Annotated in this window: 23 protein-coding genes and 1 tRNA gene; 5 read left to right on the top strand and 19 right to left on the bottom strand. The window is 67.5% G+C overall.

Features of this window, described 5'->3' with window-relative positions:
• Positions 1–36 precede the first annotated feature (36 nt).
• The 5 genes from ACYAF3_RS19400 to ACYAF3_RS19380 form a co-directional block, all read right to left on the bottom strand.
• A complete protein-coding gene (locus tag ACYAF3_RS19400; protein ID WP_031756896.1) occupies positions 37–555 on the bottom strand; it encodes an AmiS/UreI family transporter in 519 nt (172 codons plus the stop codon).
• 42 nt (positions 556–597) lie between these two features.
• Positions 598–1,188, bottom strand: a complete 591-nt coding sequence (gene amiR, locus ACYAF3_RS19395) for a transcriptional antitermination factor AmiR (RefSeq protein WP_003098722.1) — start codon at positions 1,186–1,188, stop codon at positions 598–600.
• Positions 1,185–2,342 carry an aliphatic amidase expression-regulating protein AmiC gene (gene amiC, locus ACYAF3_RS19390; RefSeq protein WP_003117566.1) on the bottom strand — a complete coding sequence of 386 codons (1,158 nt, stop codon included), beginning with the start codon at positions 2,340–2,342 and terminating at the stop codon, positions 1,185–1,187. The genes amiR and amiC overlap by 4 nt, the downstream gene beginning before the upstream one ends.
• A 25-nt stretch (positions 2,343–2,367) precedes the next feature.
• The gene (locus tag ACYAF3_RS19385; RefSeq protein WP_003098718.1) at positions 2,368–3,483 is read right to left on the bottom strand and encodes an AAA family ATPase; all 1,116 of its coding nucleotides are present in this window, start codon (positions 3,481–3,483) and stop codon (positions 2,368–2,370) included.
• A 70-nt stretch (positions 3,484–3,553) separates the two neighbouring features.
• Positions 3,554–4,594 carry an aliphatic amidase gene (locus ACYAF3_RS19380; protein WP_128669426.1) on the bottom strand — a complete coding sequence of 347 codons (1,041 nt, stop codon included), beginning with the start codon at positions 4,592–4,594 and terminating at the stop codon, positions 3,554–3,556.
• Between the two features lie 266 nt (positions 4,595–4,860).
• Here ACYAF3_RS19380 and ACYAF3_RS19375 point away from each other — a divergent pair, with 266 nt between their 5' ends.
• Positions 4,861–5,199, top strand: coding sequence for a YdcA family protein (locus tag ACYAF3_RS19375; RefSeq protein WP_003109297.1), 339 nt, complete (start codon positions 4,861–4,863; stop codon positions 5,197–5,199).
• A 50-nt stretch (positions 5,200–5,249) separates the two neighbouring features.
• On the opposite strand, the gene ACYAF3_RS19370 is transcribed toward ACYAF3_RS19375, so the two are convergent.
• Positions 5,250–5,326, bottom strand: a tRNA-Arg gene (locus tag ACYAF3_RS19370).
• Between the two features lie 119 nt (positions 5,327–5,445).
• Between ACYAF3_RS19370 and ACYAF3_RS19365 the strand changes: the two genes are divergently transcribed.
• From ACYAF3_RS19365 to ACYAF3_RS19350, 4 genes are all read left to right on the top strand, one after another.
• Positions 5,446–5,964 carry a GNAT family N-acetyltransferase gene (locus tag ACYAF3_RS19365; RefSeq protein ID WP_003091762.1) on the top strand — a complete coding sequence of 173 codons (519 nt, stop codon included), beginning with the start codon at positions 5,446–5,448 and terminating at the stop codon, positions 5,962–5,964.
• A gap of 192 nt (positions 5,965–6,156) precedes the next feature.
• Positions 6,157–6,435 carry a hypothetical protein gene (locus tag ACYAF3_RS19360; RefSeq protein ID WP_003113127.1) on the top strand — a complete coding sequence of 93 codons (279 nt, stop codon included), beginning with the start codon at positions 6,157–6,159 and terminating at the stop codon, positions 6,433–6,435.
• A gap of 89 nt (positions 6,436–6,524) precedes the next feature.
• On the top strand, positions 6,525–6,671 hold the full coding sequence (locus ACYAF3_RS19355; RefSeq protein ID WP_003091766.1) for a hypothetical protein: 147 nt from the start codon (positions 6,525–6,527) through the stop codon (positions 6,669–6,671).
• A gap of 51 nt (positions 6,672–6,722) precedes the next feature.
• Positions 6,723–6,908, top strand: a complete 186-nt coding sequence (locus tag ACYAF3_RS19350; RefSeq protein ID WP_003098706.1) for a PA3371 family protein — start codon at positions 6,723–6,725, stop codon at positions 6,906–6,908.
• A 38-nt stretch (positions 6,909–6,946) separates the two neighbouring features.
• Here ACYAF3_RS19350 and phnP read toward each other — a convergent pair whose 3' ends face one another.
• From phnP to phnC, 13 genes are all read right to left on the bottom strand, one after another.
• Positions 6,947–7,717: a phosphonate metabolism protein PhnP gene (gene phnP / locus ACYAF3_RS19345; protein WP_003098705.1), complete on the bottom strand. Its 771-nt coding sequence runs from the start codon at positions 7,715–7,717 to the stop codon at positions 6,947–6,949.
• Positions 7,708–8,265: a phosphonate metabolism protein/1,5-bisphosphokinase (PRPP-forming) PhnN gene (gene phnN, locus ACYAF3_RS19340; protein ID WP_003098703.1), complete on the bottom strand. Its 558-nt coding sequence runs from the start codon at positions 8,263–8,265 to the stop codon at positions 7,708–7,710. The genes phnP and phnN overlap by 10 nt, the downstream gene beginning before the upstream one ends.
• Positions 8,265–9,428 (bottom strand): alpha-D-ribose 1-methylphosphonate 5-triphosphate diphosphatase, encoded by a 1,164-nt coding sequence (locus tag ACYAF3_RS19335; protein WP_003091776.1) that lies wholly within the window; start codon positions 9,426–9,428, stop codon positions 8,265–8,267. The genes phnN and ACYAF3_RS19335 overlap by 1 nt, the downstream gene beginning before the upstream one ends.
• The gene (gene phnL / locus ACYAF3_RS19330; protein WP_003098702.1) at positions 9,418–10,134 is read right to left on the bottom strand and encodes a phosphonate C-P lyase system protein PhnL; all 717 of its coding nucleotides are present in this window, start codon (positions 10,132–10,134) and stop codon (positions 9,418–9,420) included. The genes ACYAF3_RS19335 and phnL overlap by 11 nt, the downstream gene beginning before the upstream one ends.
• Before the next feature lie 49 nt (positions 10,135–10,183).
• Positions 10,184–10,999 carry a phosphonate C-P lyase system protein PhnK gene (phnK, locus tag ACYAF3_RS19325; RefSeq protein ID WP_003098701.1) on the bottom strand — a complete coding sequence of 272 codons (816 nt, stop codon included), beginning with the start codon at positions 10,997–10,999 and terminating at the stop codon, positions 10,184–10,186.
• Positions 10,996–11,880, bottom strand: a complete 885-nt coding sequence (locus ACYAF3_RS19320) for an alpha-D-ribose 1-methylphosphonate 5-phosphate C-P-lyase PhnJ (RefSeq protein WP_003098700.1) — start codon at positions 11,878–11,880, stop codon at positions 10,996–10,998. Before ACYAF3_RS19320 ends, phnK begins: the two co-directional genes overlap by 4 nt.
• On the bottom strand, positions 11,877–12,977 hold the full coding sequence (locus ACYAF3_RS19315) for a carbon-phosphorus lyase complex subunit (protein WP_003091786.1): 1,101 nt from the start codon (positions 12,975–12,977) through the stop codon (positions 11,877–11,879). The genes ACYAF3_RS19320 and ACYAF3_RS19315 overlap by 4 nt, the downstream gene beginning before the upstream one ends.
• Positions 12,977–13,606, bottom strand: a complete 630-nt coding sequence (phnH, locus tag ACYAF3_RS19310) for a phosphonate C-P lyase system protein PhnH (RefSeq protein WP_003098698.1) — start codon at positions 13,604–13,606, stop codon at positions 12,977–12,979. The genes ACYAF3_RS19315 and phnH overlap by 1 nt, the downstream gene beginning before the upstream one ends.
• Positions 13,606–14,064, bottom strand: a complete 459-nt coding sequence (gene phnG / locus ACYAF3_RS19305) for a phosphonate C-P lyase system protein PhnG (RefSeq protein ID WP_003122223.1) — start codon at positions 14,062–14,064, stop codon at positions 13,606–13,608. Before phnG ends, phnH begins: the two co-directional genes overlap by 1 nt.
• Positions 14,065–14,073: 9 nt before the next feature.
• Positions 14,074–14,796, bottom strand: coding sequence for a phosphonate metabolism transcriptional regulator PhnF (gene phnF, locus ACYAF3_RS19300; RefSeq protein ID WP_003091792.1), 723 nt, complete (start codon positions 14,794–14,796; stop codon positions 14,074–14,076).
• A gap of 20 nt (positions 14,797–14,816) precedes the next feature.
• Complete coding sequence (gene phnE, locus ACYAF3_RS19295; protein WP_003091793.1) at positions 14,817–15,611, bottom strand: phosphonate ABC transporter, permease protein PhnE; 795 nt, start codon at positions 15,609–15,611, stop codon at positions 14,817–14,819.
• A gap of 66 nt (positions 15,612–15,677) precedes the next feature.
• Positions 15,678–16,682: a phosphonate ABC transporter substrate-binding protein gene (gene phnD / locus ACYAF3_RS19290; RefSeq protein WP_003113119.1), complete on the bottom strand. Its 1,005-nt coding sequence runs from the start codon at positions 16,680–16,682 to the stop codon at positions 15,678–15,680.
• A gap of 52 nt (positions 16,683–16,734) precedes the next feature.
• Positions 16,735–17,571, bottom strand: coding sequence for a phosphonate ABC transporter ATP-binding protein (gene phnC / locus ACYAF3_RS19285; protein ID WP_003098696.1), 837 nt, complete (start codon positions 17,569–17,571; stop codon positions 16,735–16,737).
• Positions 17,572–17,666 lie beyond the last annotated feature (95 nt).

Below are 17,666 nucleotides of genomic sequence, written 5' to 3'. Positions count from 1 at the left end.
GATGGCGGCAAGCCGCCATCCCTTTCCGACTTCCTGCTATACCTTGAGCACCTGCCCGAGCAGCAGCAGGCCGGGCAACCAGGCGGTGAATATGGCGCTGGCCAGGGTCAGGTAGGCCACCGGCTTCTGGATGCTGCGGGACAGCCCCAGCAGCAGGAAGAAACAGAACCAGAGCAACGCCCAGACTGTCCAGTTGACCGCGTTCCACAGGCCGAACGGACCACTGGCGCCGGCGAACGACTCGATCGCCACGGTGCAGGCGGTGAGGCTGACGAACAGGCAGAACCAGCCGAGGCCCTTGCCGTCCACCTCGAGGAACTGGTTGGCGGCCACCCACAGATAGGTAAAAGCGAATAGCAGGGTTAGCGCTCCGGCCTTCAGCGAGCCCTGCCCGGCTGCTGCGGAAAAGATCAGGTAGAACGCGACGCAGGCGCTCAGCACGCCGACCAGGAAGTTGATCACCGCCACCTCCCGACCGCTGATCTTGCCCAGCAACCAGACGGCATTGAGAAACAGCACCGCGCCAACGTACAGCAGAACCAGTCCCAGCATCATGACGATACCCCTCTTGTTATTGTTCTGGTCGGCCCGGATCGCTCAGGCGGACGGCTCGTTTCCCAGCAACTCCTGAGCGATCTTCAGGATCGGCTCGCGCCGCTTCATCGCTTCCCGCGACAGGTACTGGTGCGCCTCGCGCTCGTCCCAGCCATGGCGCTGCATCAGCAACGCCTTGGCCTGGTTGATCCGGGCCTGGCCGGCGATGCGTTCCTGAAGCTGCTCGGTCTTCTGCTTCAGCTTCGCCATTTCCTCGCTGATGCGCCGCGCCGATACCAGCACAGGCAGCACCCGGTGGGCGTCGAGCGGCTGGGTGATCACGCCGTGGCACTCCAGCTCGATGATCTGCGAGAGCACCGCGGGGCTTTCGTACTCCACCAGCGCCACCAGGGTAGTGCGCGGAGTTCCGGCGGCGAGCAGCGCAGCGATCTCGTCGTGGTGGCGATTCTGGAAAATGCTGGTGAAGACCACGTCCACCGGCACGTCGAAAGCTTCCGGCGGCGGCCAGCACTGGCGCACCGAACAACCGATGCGGATCAGTTGCAAGACCAGGGCGTCGCTGACCTCTCCCGGCGGGTTGAGTACCAGCACCTGCAACTCGCGCAGGCTGCCGAGCAGCGAGTTGGCGCTCATGGGAGCGCTCCCCCGCCCATGCTGGCGGACCAGTCGTCGAGGTTATGCACGACGACATAAGGATCGGGGCGAATCGGTTCGGGCGACTGCCAGCGGACCTGGAACACGCCGCGCGCATCGATTTCCGCGATGCGTGAAGACAGGCGGCTGTGGTTGTTCTGGCGCTCCACCCGGACCGGCCCCTGGGGCGCGTCGATGTCGATGTCGTACAGGTGCCGCTGCACGTCTTCCACCCGCCAGCTGCCTGCGGCCTGCGCGGCGCGGCCGAGCAACAAGGTCTGCCAGTAGGCCGCCTCGGCCCAGGCAGTGATGGTCGCGTTCTCCGGGAAGAAACCATGGCAGGCCTGGACGAAGGCTCGGCTGGCGGGCGTATCGATGCTGGAGAAGTAAGGCGCGACCACCACCTGCCCCTCTGCCACGTCGCTCTCCATCTTCGCCACCTCCGCCTCGCTGGTGGTCAGGCTGGCGATCGGCGGCCGCCTGCCATCGCCGTAGCGACGGGCGATGGCGCGATACAGCTCGGCGGTGCCGGTGCCCACCACGGTGGAGAAGACCACGTCGGCGCGCGCCTGGTAGATGCGCTCGACGGCGCGCTGCACGTCGTCGTCGGAGGGATACAGCGGAATGTAGATTTCCTCGAGCACCGTGCCGCCGTGCTGGCGGTACAGGTGGCGCATCACATGGTTGCTTTCCCGCGGATAGATGTAGTCCGAGCCGATGAACACCACCCGCTCGCCGTAGTGGCGAATCAGGTACGCCGCCAGCGGCGCACTGTTCTGGTTCGGCGCCGGACCGCCGTAGACGATGTTCGGCGAATACTCGAAGCCCTCGTAGGGGGTCGGGTAGCAGAGCAGCGCGTCGGCGCGCTCGACCACCGGCATCACCGCCTTGCGCGTGTGCGACATGTAGCAACCCACGAGGAACCGTACCCCCCGGTTGCGAATGAAGTCCTCGGCGCACAGCCGATAGCGGTCCGGGTCGCCGCCGGGGTCCTGGGACAGCGTTTCGATCGGGCGACCGCCGACGCCGCCCTCGCGGTTCAGTTGCTCGACCGCAAGCAATGCGCCATAGCGCTGCGAGCGCTCGATATCGGCGGTGACGCCGGTTTCGGAGAACAGCAGGCCGATCAGCGGCCGCTCCTGGTGCGATCCCATCCGTTTCCTCTCCTGTGACTGTCGCTCAGCGCCGCACGAAGCGAACCCGCTCGTGCTCCAGGCTCGCCAGGTAGGTCGTGCAGTTCCCGTCGCCCGGCTGGTGGTGGTCGAGCAGATGCTCGGCCAGCGGTACCTCGAGATGATGACGGACGCTGCGGCGCAACGCACGGGCGCCGAACTGCCGGTCGAAGCCGGCGCGGGCGATCTTCGCCAGCACCTCCGGGGTCGCCTCCAGGCGGCAGCGATGCTTCTCCAGGCGCCGGTTGAGCCGCTGCACCTCCAGCTCGACCAGGCGCGCGACGACGTCGCGTTCGATCCAGTTGAAGGTGACCACGCTATCGAGACGATTGACGAACTCCGGCGAGAAAGTCTTCAGCAGCCGGGCCCGGACCATCCCGTCGATGTCCCGCCGCCGGCGCTCGCCGCCGACCGGCAGCAGGCGCCAGGGCAGGCGCTGGCGACGCTCGTCGTAGCGCTGGATCTCATGGGCGCAGAGATTGCTGGTCATGAACACCAGGGTATTGCGGAAATGGTAGGTGCGTTCGCCGGAAGCGACCCGCAGCAGGCCGTTGTCGAGTACGTTGAGCAACGCATGGACCACTTCCGGGCTGGCCTTTTCCAGTTCGTCGAAGAGAACGATGCCGGGGCGCCCGGGACTGCCGTCCAGCTTGTCCTGCTCCAACAGGGTGGTGCCCTCCTTCGCCCCGACGTAGCCCGGCGGCGCACCGGTGAGGGCGGCGGCATAGTGCTCCTGGGACAGGGTGTTCATGTCCACCCGGCAGAACCCCTCGGCGTCGCCGTGCAGGGCCCTGGCCAGGGCGCGCACGATCTCGGTCTTGCCGACCCCGGTGGGGCCGAGGAACAGCGCGCTGAACAGCGGACGGCGCGGGTCGGCGATGTCCGCGCGAACCACCTTGAGCATGTCCTCGACGGCCTGTAGCGCCGGTTCCTGGCCGAGCACCTCGGCGCGCAGGCAGTCCATCACCGCCGCCGGGTCGAAACGGAAACGGCTGTGCAGGGCGCTGCGGTGACTCAGGTGGGCCTGGAGCAGACTTGCCTCGGCAAGATTCTCCCGCGCCAGGGCCTGTTCCTCGTCCTGCTGCCGGCGGGACTGGTCGAGCATGTCGCTCAGAAAAGGCATGGATGAAACTCCTTCTGCCACAGGGGGAAATGGCGGAGACGGCGTGCCGCACGACGGCACGCCGGTGCCGTCAGGCCTCCTTCTCCAGTCCCTCGGAGGGCAGCCGGCCGACCGGACATTGCGCCACACCGGTAGTCGAGCGGGTCAGTCGCTCGACATTCTCGCGCGCCTTCTCGGCGTCGGTGACCCAGGTGCGGTAGAACTCGAACGGACACTCCGCCAGGCCCCGGTCGCCATCGCCGGACGCCTGCAAGCCGCTGTAGCCGCGGTGGAGGATCTTGAACAGGTGGTTCTGCGACTGATCGTTGGCGCGCGCATCGCGGATCTGCGAAAGCGACAGCTGGGCGTACTGGATACCCATTTCCTCCTCGCCGCACTCACCGAGGGTACGACCGTCGAAGCCGATGATCGCCGAGTGGCCGAAGTAGGAATACACGCCGTCGAAGCCGGCGGCGTTGGCCACCGCCACATAGCAGTTGTTGGCCCAGGCCATGGCCTTGGCCATCATCACCTGCTGGTCCTTGGCCGGATACATGTAGCCCTGGCAGCGCACGATCAGCTCGGCGCCCTTCATCGCGCAGTCGCGCCAGATTTCCGGGTAGTTGCCGTCGTCGCAGATGATCAGGCTGATCTTCATGCCCTTCGGCCCTTCGCTGACGTAGGTCTGGCCACCGGGATACCAGCCCTCGATGGGGCACCAGGGAAGGATCTTGCGGTACTTCTGGACGATCTCGCCGTTGTTGTCGATCAGCACCAGGGTGTTGTACGGCGCCTTGCGCGGATGCTCCTCGTGCCGTTCGCCGGTGAGGGAGAATACGCCCCAGACGTTGGCCTTGCGGCAGGCGCGGGAGAATATCTCGGTTTCCTCGCCGGGGATCGCCACCGCGGTTTCCATCATCTCCGCCGGATCGTACATGATGCCCTGCAGGCTGTACTCGGGGAACACCACCAGGTCCATGCCGGGCAGGCCCTGCTTCATGCCAACGATCATGTCGGCGATCTTCCGGGCGTTGTCCAGGACCTCCGCCGCGGTGTGCAGGCGCGGCATCTTGTAGTTGACCACCGCCACTCCGACGGTGTCGTTGCTGCTGGAAATATCGCCGTGACGCATGGGTATCACCTCTTGTTGTTATTTTTTCGGGACGAAAAAAGGCCCTCCCGGGTAACCCCGGGAGAGCCCATTTGCTCTGTGCGTATGCGTTAGGTTCGGTCCCGCGACATCGACGCTGATGCGCACGACCTGATGGCGCCACTTATAAGCCCCGTCGGAAGGAGCTGTCAAGGCTCGGGTAAGGCCATGTAATCGGCGCGCTCGCGAAAGCGCACGGCGCGCGCCTGAGATAGCATGCAGCCATCATTCGCACGGAAGCTTCGCCAATGAAATTCGGACTCTTCGCCTCGATCGCCCTCTTCCTCCTGTCGGTCTGCGCACTTCCGGCGCTGGCCGCCAATAGCCCCTGCTCGGGAAAGAAAGGCGGTATCGCCGGTTGCGACGGCGATATCTTCCTCTGCAACGACGGCTCCATCAGCGCCTCGAAGCGCAGTTGCGCGGCCTACTTCGGCAACGCCGGCGGACGTACCGGACAACCCGCCGTACAGCGTCTGCAAGGCACGACGCAGGGCTGTGCCTGTGGCAGCGGCTCGTTCTGCACGGGCCCGCGCGGAGGGGTGTACTGCCTGACGCCGGGCGGCAAGAAAAGCTATCGGAGAAAGTGACGGCAAGCGGACTGGCGAAGCGGCGAGGGAAGCTGGAGCAGAGCATGAAATGGCGTCCCGGAGAGGGGTCGAACCTCCAACCTTCCCCTTAGGAGGGGGATGCTCTATCCAATTGAGCTACCGGGACACGCCGGACATGGTGAGCGGTGCGCCGCGTCCGGGCGGCATGTTAACGGCAGAGAAAGCGTTTGTCATGCCACTGCCACCACGGCTGCGCATAATTTTCCGCAACCCTGGAGGTGCAGCATGAACCAGACCGTCGCCATTCCCGCCGCACAGGACCTGCCGGACGCTCCGCGCCAGCCGCGGATACCGGACTCCCCCTTCGCCAGCTTCGACGTGCGGATCGCCAGCGAGCACGACGCGCCGCGCCTGTCGTTGCTGCTACAGCAACTCGGTAGCGCCGATCCGCGCCCGGACCCGGCGTTGCTGGCCATCCAGCTGCAACGACCGCGCGGCGACCGGGTCACCCTGGTGGCCGAGCGCGGCGAGCGCCTGCTCGGCACCTGCACCCTGCATCTGATCGAACACCTGGCGCACGATTTCGCCCGCTCGGCGATTCTCGAAGACATGGTGGTCGACCGCCACGCCCGCGGCCAGGGCGTAGGCCGCGAACTGATCGGCCGGGCCGTGGAGCGCGCGCGCAGTTGGGGCTGCTACAAACTGGCGCTTTCCAGCCACCAGGACCGGGAAACCGCGCAGCGCTTCTATGCCGCGCTAGGGTTCACCAGCCACGGCGTAAGCCTGGCGCTGCATCTGGGCTGACATCATCATGCATTTTGCAACCGGTAAAATGCCCATCCGTGCAAAGTGCATGCGAGAGAGTCTCAGGCACATATATAATTCATTGATTTAAAAGGATTTTTTATAGAAAAAAGTTGGCACAACCGCTGCTACAAGACCCTCAGGATCAAACCTTGGCCATCTGCCTGGCAAAGCTACGAAATGGAGGTGAACATGAGCAGCTCACGCAACCTGGTCGGCACCGGACTTCTTTCCCTGCTGGCTCTCGTAGTCTTCCAGAACAGCGCACTGGGCGACGAGGACAGGACGCAGGAACGCAACGGCGAAAGGCCGGTAGTGCTGGACAGCAACGCAACGCCGCAGTGGGCACCCGCTGCGCAACAACTGGTGATCCAGGCGCCCGACGAATCCCCGCGCATCGTCACCGTAGGCGAGGACGAGCGCGGCACGGCGCTGGTGACCGCGGCCGACGAACAGGCCTGGACATTCTGACGAAGCAAGCGCCGGGAGACCGGCATCCAACGACGCTACACCGCCGCACAGGTCCCCGGGATGCTGGCGGGCGGAAAGGGAGAAAGAACATGTGGATCCTGGCTTTGCCGCTGACCGCCCTGGCCCTTTCGGTCGGCGTCTACGGGCTGCTCTGGCTGATAGAGCGCGGAGGAGACGAATATCCAGCGAAGCTTCCGCTGAGCGACAAGGGCGCCACGGAACCTCGGCGCCACTGAGCCGGCACAAGGAACAGCGAGCCCGACGGAGAGGGCTCCGGGAGTGAAACCATGTCACGATCCGCCGTCATTCTTCTGTTCGTAGTGATCGCCAGCGCGATCCTGGCGCTGAGCCTGCCGCCCGAGGCCACCCTCCTCGCCTGGTGCGCCTGGGGTCTGCTGGGCATTTCCGGCGCATGGCTGCTGTTTGCACTGGTGGTAGGTCGGCGAATCCGCTTCGATCCAAGCCTGGACTGATTTCGCCCGCAGCGCTTTGCCGGGCGCTACAGCGTCACTCACAGCGGCAGGCACACGCCGTCGCGCGCCAGTTCCACCCCTTCGGGCAACGCAGCGGGGTGGTCCAGCAGCCAGGCGTCCAGCGTATGCCCGACGTGAGTCAACACGGCCTGCCGGGGACGCAGCGAGTCGATGCACTCCAATGCCCGCGTGAGGTCGTTGTGGTTGCGCGGCGGCCGCTCCTGCGGCGGCATCGAGCAGTCCAGCACCAGCAGGTCCAGCGGCGCCGCGAGCAATCGCGAGGCGCTGTCCGCCGGCAGCCCGACGGTATCGGTGAGGTAGGCCAGGCGCCGTATCGTTCCCTCCTCGGAAGCCCCCTCCAGCAAGTAGCCGAAGGTTGGCTTCGAGTGGACCAGCGGCAACGCGGTCGCCGCCAGCGCGCCCCACTGGCGCCGCTCGAAGGCGCCGAAGGGCTGGCTGAAATCGAGGATGCCCGGATGCTTGTAGAGGTCGGCGAGGCCCTCCGGGTCGGCCGGGCCGTGCACCGGGATCACCAGACCCTGGCCCCAGCGCAGGTGCAGCAGGCCCTGGGCGTGGTCGGCGTGGTAATGGGTCTGGAGGATGCCATCGAGGCTATGGGGCGGGAAGCGCTCGCAGAGATCGACCAGGCCGCTGTCGATCAGCCAACGCTGGCCGGCGCACTCCAGCAGCGCGCTACAGGGACGGCGACGCAGGCCGGCGTCGGCGCGGGCGTTGCGACAGGCCGGGCAATCGCAACCGTAGACCGGCACCTGGCGGGCGTCGCCGGTGCCGAGCAGGGTCAGGCGCATGCGCGGTCGCTGCCGAGACGGGCCAGGAGGGTGCGTAGCGTGTCGTCGAGATCACCGGAGTTGTCCAGTTGGAACAGCGGGCCCTCCAGGCCGGCGGCGAACTCGGCGTTACGCGCCAGGCGCGCCTCGATTTCCTCGGGGCTTTCCCGGCCGCGCGCCAGCAGGCGCTGGCGCAGCACCTCGGGTTTCACCCCGAGCAGGACCGCGAGCAGATCCGGATAGCGCCGGCGGGCCTGCGCCAGGTAGCCGCGCGAGCCGTTCACCAGCACGTCGTAGCCCTGCGCCAGCCACTCGTCGATCTGCACCGGAATGCCATAGCAAAGGCCGTTCGCGCGCCAGCTCATGGCGAACGCCGAGGCCCGCTCGAGGGTGTCGAACTGCGCCGGAGTCACCGCCTGGGCGTCCTCCCCCACCGCTTCCGCGGAGCGCGTGATCACCCGCCGCACGATACGGCAGCCGCGCAGCGCCAGGGGCTCGCGCGCGGCCTGCAACAGGCTGTCCTTGCCCGAGCCGGAAGGCCCCATCAGATAAATCAGTCTGCCTGTCATCAGAACACTCTCTGCCCGCCGCGCCAGACCTGACGCACCACCGGCTGGTTGTTGCCGAGCGCCCGCGCCTGCAGCAGATCGGCGCGCAGGCCGACGCGGATTTCGCCACGATCGGTCAGCCCGGCGGCCAGCGCCGGGGTACGGCTGACCATCGCCACCGCGCGCGGCAGGTCGTAGCGGATCGCATCATACTCGCTGTGCTCGCCGGCGAGCAGCAAGGCCGCATGCAGCAGGCTGGCCGGATAGTAGTCGCTGGAAAGGATATCCAGCACGCCGATTCCCGCCAGTTGCGCCGCCGCCACGTTGCCCGAGTGGGAACCGCCGCGGACCACGTTGGGCGCGCCCATCAGCACCTGCAGGCCGTGCTCGTGGCTGGCCCTGGCGGCCTCCACGGTGGTCGGGAACTCGGCGATGGCCATGCCGTAGCCGGCCGACTCGCGGACATGCGCGAGGGTCGCGTCGTCATGGCTGGCCACCGACAGGCCGCGTCCCTGGCAGACATCGACGATGGCCGCACGGGCGGCGTCGCTGTAGCGCTCGGAGTTGGCTACCTGCTCGACGATGAAGGCGTCCATCTCGGCATCGCTCAGGTGGTACTTGCCCTGGTAGTACTCGCGGTACTTCTCCAGCCTGGCGAACTGGCGCTGGCCGGGGGCGTGGTCCATCACCGAGACCAGTTGCACCAGCGGATGCTCGACCAGTTCGCGGAACACCTCCAGCGTCTGCGGATGGCTGACCTCGCAACGCAGGTGCAGGCGATGGTCGGCGCGCGCGTCGCCGCTGGCGGCGGCCTCGCCGATGGCCTCGAGCATCTTCGGCAACTGCTGCATGCGCTTGCCCTTGGGGTTGACGTCGCCGATGGACAGCGCGTCGAACACCGTGGTGATTCCCGCGGCGACGATCTGCGCGTCGTGCGCCAGCACCGCCGAGGCCGATGGCCAGTCGACGCCGGGACGCGGGGTCATGTGCTTCTCCAGGTTGTCGGTGTGCAGCTCGACCAGACCGGGCAGCAGGTAGTCGCCCCCCAGGTCCTCGGCCCCGGCCAGGTGGCTGCGGCCTTCGTCGACCGCGGCGATCAGGCCGTCGCGCAGCAGCACGCTGCCGACGAAGACCCGCTCGGCGCTGACTACCCGGGCATTGCTGAGAACGCGTTCAGACGACATGGGCTTGCTCCTGGCGGGAAAGCTCCTGGCTCATGTCCAGGTAGCGGCTGGCCACCGCCTCGCGGGCGGCGCGGTCGTGGAAGATGCCGATCAACGCGGCGCCAGCGGCCTTGGCTTCGCCGATCAGCTCCAGCACTACCTGGCGGTTGGCTTCGTCGAGGGACGCGGTCGGCTCGTCGAGCAGCAGGATCGGCCACTCGACCATGAAGCCGCGGGCAATGTTGACGCGTTGCTGCTCGCCGCCGGAAAAGGTACCCGGCGCCAGTTGCCAGAGGCGTTCCGGGATGTTCAGCCGGGCCAGCAGGCTGCGCGCCCGCAGTTCGGCGCTGTCGCGGCTCCAGCCACGGGCCAGGGCCGGCTCCATGACCACGTCGAGGGTCGCCACCCGCGGGATCACCCGCAGGAACTGGCTGACGTAGCCGAGGGTCTGGCGACGCACGGCGAGCACCTCGCGAGGCTCGGCGCCGACCAGTTCCAGCCAGTCGCCGGCGTGGCGCAGGCGGATGCTGCCGCCGGCCGGCAGGTAGTTGCCGTAGAGCGTGCGCAGCAGGGTGCTCTTGCCGGCGCCGGAGCGTCCGTGGAGCACCAGGCATTCGCCGCCGGCGACATTGAAGTTGAGCCCGCGCAGCACATTGAGCACTACGCCCTGTTGCTGGTGCAGGGTGAAGGTCTTGCTAAGGTCGCGGACCTCGATCAGGTTGTTCATCGCTACTTCTCCGGGCGCCCGTCGCGCGGACCGGCGCCGACGCTTCGGCTCAGGGTTGCAGGACCGACGACACCAGCAATTGCGTGTACGGATGCTGCGGGTCGTCGAGAATCTGGTCGGTGAGACCGGCTTCCACCACCCGCGAACGGCGCATGACCATCAGGCGGTCGGCGAGCAGGCGCGCCACCGCCAGGTCGTGGGTGACGATCACCACCGCCAGGTCCAGCTCGCGCACCAGGCCGCGCAGCAGGTCGAGCAGGCGCGCCTGCACCGACACGTCGAGGCCGCCGGTGGGTTCGTCCATGAACACCAGGCGTGGCGCCGAGACCAGGTTGCGGGCGATCTGCAGACGCTGCTGCATGCCGCCGGAAAAGGTTCGCGGCAGGTCGTCGATGCGCAGCGGATCGATCTCCACCTGTTCCAGCCAGTCCAGCCCGGCCTGGCGCAGCCGACCGTAGTGGCGCACGCCCTGGGCCATCAACCGTTCGCCGATGTTGGCGCCGGCGGACACGCCCATGCGCAGGCCGTCGCGCGGGTTCTGCTCGACGAAGCCCCACTCGGTGCGCAGCAGGGTGCGCCGCTCGGCTTCGCTGGCGGCGTAGAGGTCCAGCCAGCGGTCGCCGTCGTCGCGGTAGGCGACCGTGCCGGCGTCCGGCGGACAGCGCCCGGAGAGCAACGAGAGCAGGGTCGACTTGCCCGAGCCGGACTCACCGACGATGCCCAGCACCTCGCCGGGGTAGAGATCGAAGTCGACCTCCTGGCAGCCCTTTTCCGGCCCGTACAGGCGGGTCAGGCCACGCACCGAGAGCAGCGGCCGGTCGCGCGCGTCGAGGTTCGCATCGATGGATTCGCAGACCGCGTTCATTGCGCGTCCTCCCCTTCTTCCTGGCAGGCACGCCGCTGCGTGCAGTAATCGGTGTCGGAACAGACGAAGCGCTTGCCGCCACGGTCGTCGACGATCAGTTCGTCCAGGTAGGACTCGTGGCTGCCGCAGAAGGCGCAGCTTTCTTCCCAGCGCTGGACTTCGAAGGGGTGGTCCTCGAAGTCCAGGCTCGCCACCCGGGTGAACGGCGGCACCGCGTACAGGCGTTTCTCGCGACCTGCGCCGAACAGCATCAGCGCCGGGCTCATGTCCAGCTTGGGGTTGTCGAACTTGGGAATTGGCGAGGGATCCATCACGTAGCGCTCGTCCACCGTAACCGGGTAGGCATAGCTGGTGGCGATATGGCCGAAGGTGGCGATGTCCTCGTAGAGCTTCACGTGCATCACCCCGTAGTCGTCGAGCGCATGCATGGTCCGGGTCTCCGCCTCGGAAGGCTCGATGAAGCGCAGCGGCTCGGGGATCGGCACCTGGTAGACCATGATCTGCTCGCCGCTCAGGGCGGTTTCCGGTATCCGGTGGCGGGTCTGGATCACCGTCGCCTCCGGGGTCCGTTCGGTGGTGGCGACCCCGGCGGTGCGGGCGAAGAAACGCCGGATGGATACCGCGTTGGTGGTGTCGTCGGCGCCCTGGTCGATCACCTTGAGCACGTCGTCGGCACCGAGGATGGCCGCGGTCACCTGCATGCCGCCGGTGCCCCAGCCGTAGGGCAGCGGCATCTCGCGGCCGCCGAAGGGCACCTGGTAGCCGGGGATCGCCACCGCCTTGAGCAGGCCGCGGCGGATCATGCGCTTGGTCTGCTCGTCGAGGTAGGCGAAGTTGTAGCCCTGCTCCGGCGCGGCGCTGGCTTGCGGGGAAAGGCTCATGCGCGCTTCTCCTGGACAGTGGGTTGCGCGGATTCGGCGACGCCGGGACGACGCAGCTTGCGAATCAGCTCCAGCTCGGACTGGAAATCGACGTAGTGCGGCAGCTTCAGGTGCGAGACGAAGCCACCGGCCTCGACGTTGTCGCAGTGCATCAGGACGAACTCTTCCTGCTGCGCCGGCGACACCACCTCCTCGCCGTATTCCTCGGCGCGCAGGGCGCGGTCGACCAGGGCCATGCCCATCGCCTTGCGCTCGGCGTAGCCGAAGGCCAGGCCGTAGCCACGGGTGAATTGCGGCAGCTCCTCGCGGGAACCGACGAACTGGTTGACCATCTCGCACTCGGTGACCTCGATCTCGCCCACCGGCACCGCGAAGCCGAGTTCCTCGGGCTCCAGCCAGACCTCGCAGGCGCCGATGCGGATCTCCCCGGCGAACGGATGGTTGCGGCCGTAGCCGCGCTGGGTCGAATAGCCCAGGGCGAGAAGGAAGCCCTCGTCGCCGCGGGCCAGGGCCTGCAGGCGCTGGGCGCGGCCGGTGGGGAAGTCGAGCGGCTCGCGGGTGATATCCGGCACCGCGCCGGGCAGTTCGTACTCCGGCGTCATCAGGCCTTCCCGGTCGAGCAGGCCGAGCACGCGCGGACAAGGCTCCAGGGACGCGCCCCGCTCCACTTCGGGGCCGGGGTAGTCGCCCTCGGCGAGCAGGCTGAAGTCGAGCAGGCGATGGGTATAGTCGAAGGTCGGACCGAGCAGTTGCCCGCCCGGCAGGTCCTTGTAGGTCGCCGAGATCCGTCGTTGCAGGCGCATCCCGGCGGTGTCCAGCGGCAGGCTGGCGGCGAAGCGCGGCAGCGTGGTGCGGTAGGCGCGGAGAAGGAAGATCGCTTCCATCAGGTCGCCGGCCGCCTGCTTGATCGCCAGTGCCGCCAGTTGCTCATCGTACAGCGAACCCTCGGTCATCACCCGCGACACGGCCAGCGGCATCTGCTGGCGGATCTGCTCCACCGACAGCTCCGGCAGCGCGGTATCGCCGCGGCGCTTGCGCGCCAGCAGGCGATGGGCGTTGTCGATGGCCTTCTCGCCACCCTTGACGGCTACGTACATCAGGCCACCTCCTCGACGGGTTCGCTGACCCGGGTACTGCGTGGCAGGCCGAGGATGCGCTCGCCAGCGGCGAAGAAGGCATCCAGGCCCCTGGGGAATTCGGTGCGTGCGGCACGCTGCGCCCAGAACCCGGTGCTCACCGGCAACGCCACCTGGCGCACCTCGGCGATACCCGGCCCGCGCCACTCCAGCGAGGCGCCGCCATCGAGGCCGGCAAGCTGGATCAGCAGGGTGCAGGACTGGTCCGGATAACGGTCGCTGCCGCTGTCGAAGCCGCTCAGGTCGTCCAGCTCGCCTTCGTCGAGCAAGGCGAACAGCGCCTGCTCACGCTCGGCGACGATCGGGCAGCCGCAATGGAAGGCCAGGTTGGCGCGCAACGTCGGGCTGTCGAGACCCGGCGCCAGCCACAGCGGGGTATCGGAGTCGAGGAAGCTCAGGCACAGCGCGTAGCTGGCCGGTTGCAACGCGGCCAGCGCCGGTGCGCGGTCGAGGTTGCGCACCAGCCCCGGTTCGGCGAGGGCCTTGAGCGCCGCGCGGAAACTCCGCTGGGCATCCAGGACCGGGTCCTGGAACGCCGGTTGCAATAGCGCGGCGGTATCCGCCGGGCTGGGAAGCGAAGCGCTGGTCATCAATCTTCTCCTCGGACCAGGGTGAAGAACTCCACCTTGGTAGTGGCGATTTCCGCCTCCTGGGCGGCGCGGCGCTCGGCCTGGGTGCGGGCCAGCGGTTCGATCAGGCGCGCCTGCCAGGCCGCCGCGTCGGCGCCCTGCAGGTGCGCGTCGGCCAGGGCGGCCAGTTCGGCGTGGCGCTTGTCGCGCCCGGCGACATAGCTGTAGCCGGTGCGTCCGTCACCGAGCCGCACCACGCAGCGGGTCACGATCATCTCGCCGAGGTTGAACGGGCTGCCGGTGCCGCCCATGCGTCCGCGCACCAGGGTCATGCCGGTCTCGGCGGCGCGCAGCAGGTGATAGTCGGCATCGCGCAGGGCGTCCGCATGGGCGTCCAGCTCCTCGCGACGGGCGCGGGCGAGCACGCCCATCCAGCGCTGTCGTGCGGCGATGGTGGGATCGGAATGCAAGGCGGTCATGGGCTTCTCCTAGGGGGCGACCTGGTACTGGAAGCGATCGGCGCGGCTGATCGACTGGGCCAGTTCCACCGGTTGGCCGGTACGGTCGCGGGACAGGGTGAGGACGGTGAGCAACGGCGCATGGCGGGGCATCAGCAGGCGCGCCGCCTCCTCGCGATTGGGCAGGCGCGCACCGATCAGGCTGTAGGTGCGGGTCAGCGGCAGGCCTTTGTCGGCCAGGTAGCGACGCAGCGAACCGCCCTGGTAGTCGGCGAGCAGCTCGCTGCGGGAAACGGCGTAGCAATGGCGGATCAGGCTCACTGGCTGGCCGTCGAGGTAACGCAGGGTGGTCAGTTCCAGCACCCGCCCGCCCTCGCCGATCCCCAGGTGGGTGGCCTCGGCGGCGCCGGCCGGACGCTGGCGCGCCTCCAGCAGCCGGGCCTCGACCCGGTGGCCCTGGGCCGAGAGCGACTCGGTGTAGGCGTTGGCGGCGCCCATCGGGTAGATCGTCGGCGCCTCCAGGACCTGGGTGCCCTTGCCCTGGCGCCGCAGCACGCGGCCTTCGAGCACCAGTTCGTCGAGCGCCCGGCGCAGGGTATGGCGGTTCACCGCGAAGCGCTGGGCCAGCTGGATCTCGCCGGGCAGGTAGTCGCCGGGGCGGTAGGCCAGCAGTTCCTGGCGCAGCCGTTCGGCCAGTTCGCGGTACAGCGGTTCGCTTTGTCTAGACAAGTGCATGGTTTGGAAAGGGCGCACCAGGCGCCCTCCTCGCGTCGTCAGATGAACAGCTTGCGCAGGCGTTGTGACAGAACGTCGATCAGGCTCACCACCACGATGATCACGATCAGCACGGCGCAGGTCTGGCCGAACTGGAAGCCGCGGATGGCCTCCCAGAGGATCACGCCGATGCCGCCGGCGCCGACCATCCCGACCACGGTGGCGGAACGCACGTTGGACTCGAAGCGGTACAGCGAATAGGAGATCCACAGCGGCAGGACCTGCGGGATGACCCCGAAGATGACCTCCTGCAGGGCGCTGGCACCGGTGGCGCGGACGCCTTCGACCGGACCGGGGTCGATCGCCTCGACCGCCTCGGCGAAGAGCTTGGCGAGCACCCCGGTGGTGCTGATGAACAGCGCCAGCACGCCGGCGAACGGGCCCAGGCCGACGGCGACCACGAAGAGCATGGCGAAGACCATCTCGTTGATCGAACGGCAGGCATCCATCACCCGCCGCACCGGCTGGTAGACCCACCAGGGCACGATGTTCTCGGAGGCCAGGATCGACAGCGGGATGGCGCAGACGATGGCCAGCACCGTGCCCCAGAGGGCGATCTGCACGGTGACCAGCATCTCGCTGAGGTAGAGCTTCCAGTTGCCGAAGTCCGGCGGGAAGAAGTCGGCGGCGAAGGTCGCCATGTTGCCGGCGTCGCGGAACAGCACGGCCGGGTTCATTTCCGCGCCCTTCCAGGACCAGGCGAGGATGGCGAGGAACAGGCCCCAGCCGACCAGGCGTCCCCAGGATGGCTTGCCGGTGGCGGCCGCCGCGGCGGTGGTGCTCAGAGTGCTCATATCGGGAATCTCGACAGCGGTATTGGCGAATCGGGTGGGCGCGGCGCCGGCCGCGCCCGGGGTGGATCAGCCGGCGTTGGCGGCGGTTTTCTGCTCGCGCTCGGCCATGCGTTTCTCCAGCTTGGCCAGCTCCTCGTCGAGGGCCTTCAGCTTGGCGGCCTTCTCCTCGGCGCCGAGGTTGGCGTTGTTCGCCACGTCGGTGCGCTGCTTGAACAGCTCGAGCTGGCGGATCGGCAGCAACTGGTCGTCGTCGGAGGGCTGGAACTTCGACCATTGCAGGTCGGCGAGGACCTTCTTCTGCTCGGCGTTGGCGCCGTACTTGAAGAAGAAGTCGCGCAGCTTGTTCTTCTGCTCGTCGCTCAGGTTGTTGCGCCACACCAGCGGGTCGCCCGGGATCAGCGGCGACTTCCAGATCACCTTGAGCTGCCTGGCCTTCTCCGGCTGGGTCAATTCCAGGCGCTCCATGCCCTCGGTATTGAAGGTGGCGACGTCGACCTGCTTGTTGGCCACCGCCAGTGCGTTGACCTCATGGCTGGAATTGAGGGTGCGCTTGAAGGCCTTGACCGGGTCGACGTTGTTCTTGGCGAACACGTAGTAGCCGGGCACCAGGTAGCCGGACGTGGAGTTCGGATCGCCGTTGCCGAAGGTCAGGCTCTTGGCGTTCGCCAGCATGTCCTCGAGGCTGTCGATCTTGCTGTCCTTGTTGGCGATCAGCAGGCTCCAGTAGCCCGGCGCGCCACTGGCGGCGACGGTCTGGGCGAAGATCTCGCCGTGGGCGCGATCCACCGCTTCCATGGCGGCCTTGTTGCCGTACCAGGCGATGTCGACCTTGTCGAAACGCATGCCCTGGATGATCCCGGCGTAGTCGGGGGCGAAGAAGGCCTTCACCTGGTAGCCGGTCTGCTGGCTCATGTCCTTGAGGAAGGGTTCCCAGATGCTCTTGAGGTTCTGCGACGACTCGGTGGAGATGATCCCGAAATTGATCACCGGTTGGTCGGCGTGCGCCATCCCGGCAAGGGAGCCGGCGAGCAGGGCGGAAGCCGCGAGCACACGACTGAAGCGTTTCAACATGGAGAGAACTCCTGGGCAGGGTTTGGCGGGTTTTTATGCGGTTCGAATGACGTCAGGCGCGCGCGAGGGTCAGTTCCGGCTGGCTCTCCGCCCCTCGCCGGGCACGGTCGGAAAACAGCAGCGGGGTGTCCCCTTCGGCGCCGTAGAGTTCGTTGAGGAAGCCTTCGGAAAGGTGCTCGCTGCTGCCGTCGAAGAGGATCCGGCCGCCCTTCAGGGCCACCGCGCGCGGGCAATAGCGCAACGCGTAGTCGACCTGATGCAGGGTCACCACCACGGTCTTGCCGTCGTGGCGGTTGATGTCGGCGAGGATGTCCATCACCTTGCGCGCCGACTCCGGGTCGAGCGAGGCGATCGGTTCGTCGGCGAGAATCACCTCGGCCTTCTGGGTCAGGGCGCGGGCGATGGCCACGCGCTGCTGCTGGCCGCCGGAAAGGGTCGAGGCGCGCTGCCCGGCGAAATCGGCCAGGCCGACCCGCGCCAGCGCTTCCAGGGCCTGGCGCTTCTGCTCGGCGCTGAACAGCCCCAGCGAACCGCGCCAGCGCGGCATGCGACCGAGGAAGCCGAGCAGGACGTTGTCCAGCACGCTGAGGCGGTTGACCAGGTTGAACTGCTGGAAGATGTAGCCGATGTCGGCGCGCAGGCGACGCACTTCGCCGCTCAGGCGGCCGGACGCCTGCAGGCGGCGACCCAGCACGTCGATGCTGCCGCCGTTGTCGCGGTCGCAGCGGGCGAGCCCGGCGACGTGACGCAGGAGCGTGGATTTGCCGGAGCCGGATGCACCGATCAACGCCACCATCTCGCCCGCCTGGATCTCCAGCCTCAGGTTGAAAAGCGCCTGCTTGCGGGCAAAGGTCTTGTTCAGGCTGTCGACACGGATCACCGCGCTCATCGTTCTCCCTCCAATCGGTTGCACGAAGACGCCAGCGGCGCCATCTGGTGTAGACCAAGATAGAAGGAGACTGTGTCAGCCCGGTGAAGTGACGA

The sequence above is a fragment of the Pseudomonas sp. TZ252 genome (assembly GCF_056110345.1).
The sequence above is the reverse complement of the archived record's forward strand: the minus strand, read 5'-3'. Positions and strand labels throughout refer to the sequence as shown.

Excerpts from the sequence above, each read along its gene's own strand:
- amiC (WP_003117566.1), bottom strand. The coding sequence starts at position 2,342 with ATGGGATCGCACCAGGAGCGGCCGCTGATCGGCCTGCTGTTCTCCGAA.
- ACYAF3_RS19315 (WP_003091786.1), bottom strand. The coding sequence starts at position 12,977 with ATGTACGTAGCCGTCAAGGGTGGCGAGAAGGCCATCGACAACGCCCAT.
- ACYAF3_RS19320 (WP_003098700.1), bottom strand. The coding sequence starts at position 11,880 with ATGAGCCTTTCCCCGCAAGCCAGCGCCGCGCCGGAGCAGGGCTACAAC.
- ACYAF3_RS19365 (WP_003091762.1), top strand. The coding sequence starts at position 5,446 with ATGAACCAGACCGTCGCCATTCCCGCCGCACAGGACCTGCCGGACGCT.
- phnN (WP_003098703.1), bottom strand. The coding sequence starts at position 8,265 with ATGACAGGCAGACTGATTTATCTGATGGGGCCTTCCGGCTCGGGCAAG.
- ACYAF3_RS19400 (WP_031756896.1), bottom strand. The coding sequence starts at position 555 with ATGATGCTGGGACTGGTTCTGCTGTACGTTGGCGCGGTGCTGTTTCTC.
- ACYAF3_RS19360 (WP_003113127.1), top strand. The coding sequence starts at position 6,157 with ATGAGCAGCTCACGCAACCTGGTCGGCACCGGACTTCTTTCCCTGCTG.
- ACYAF3_RS19385 (WP_003098718.1), bottom strand. The coding sequence starts at position 3,483 with ATGCCTTTTCTGAGCGACATGCTCGACCAGTCCCGCCGGCAGCAGGAC.
- ACYAF3_RS19335 (WP_003091776.1), bottom strand. The coding sequence starts at position 9,428 with ATGTCGTCTGAACGCGTTCTCAGCAATGCCCGGGTAGTCAGCGCCGAG.
- ACYAF3_RS19375 (WP_003109297.1), top strand. The coding sequence starts at position 4,861 with ATGAAATTCGGACTCTTCGCCTCGATCGCCCTCTTCCTCCTGTCGGTC.
- phnP (WP_003098705.1), bottom strand. The coding sequence starts at position 7,717 with ATGCGCCTGACCCTGCTCGGCACCGGCGACGCCCGCCAGGTGCCGGTC.
- phnC (WP_003098696.1), bottom strand. The coding sequence starts at position 17,571 with ATGAGCGCGGTGATCCGTGTCGACAGCCTGAACAAGACCTTTGCCCGC.
- phnL (WP_003098702.1), bottom strand. The coding sequence starts at position 10,134 with ATGAACAACCTGATCGAGGTCCGCGACCTTAGCAAGACCTTCACCCTG.
- ACYAF3_RS19380 (WP_128669426.1), bottom strand. The coding sequence starts at position 4,594 with ATGCGTCACGGCGATATTTCCAGCAGCAACGACACCGTCGGAGTGGCG.
- amiR (WP_003098722.1), bottom strand. The coding sequence starts at position 1,188 with ATGAGCGCCAACTCGCTGCTCGGCAGCCTGCGCGAGTTGCAGGTGCTG.
- phnH (WP_003098698.1), bottom strand. The coding sequence starts at position 13,606 with ATGACCAGCGCTTCGCTTCCCAGCCCGGCGGATACCGCCGCGCTATTG.
- ACYAF3_RS19355 (WP_003091766.1), top strand. The coding sequence starts at position 6,525 with ATGTGGATCCTGGCTTTGCCGCTGACCGCCCTGGCCCTTTCGGTCGGC.
- phnK (WP_003098701.1), bottom strand. The coding sequence starts at position 10,999 with ATGAACGCGGTCTGCGAATCCATCGATGCGAACCTCGACGCGCGCGAC.
- ACYAF3_RS19350 (WP_003098706.1), top strand. The coding sequence starts at position 6,723 with ATGTCACGATCCGCCGTCATTCTTCTGTTCGTAGTGATCGCCAGCGCG.
- phnG (WP_003122223.1), bottom strand. The coding sequence starts at position 14,064 with ATGACCGCCTTGCATTCCGATCCCACCATCGCCGCACGACAGCGCTGG.
- phnD (WP_003113119.1), bottom strand. The coding sequence starts at position 16,682 with ATGTTGAAACGCTTCAGTCGTGTGCTCGCGGCTTCCGCCCTGCTCGCC.
- phnE (WP_003091793.1), bottom strand. The coding sequence starts at position 15,611 with ATGAGCACTCTGAGCACCACCGCCGCGGCGGCCGCCACCGGCAAGCCA.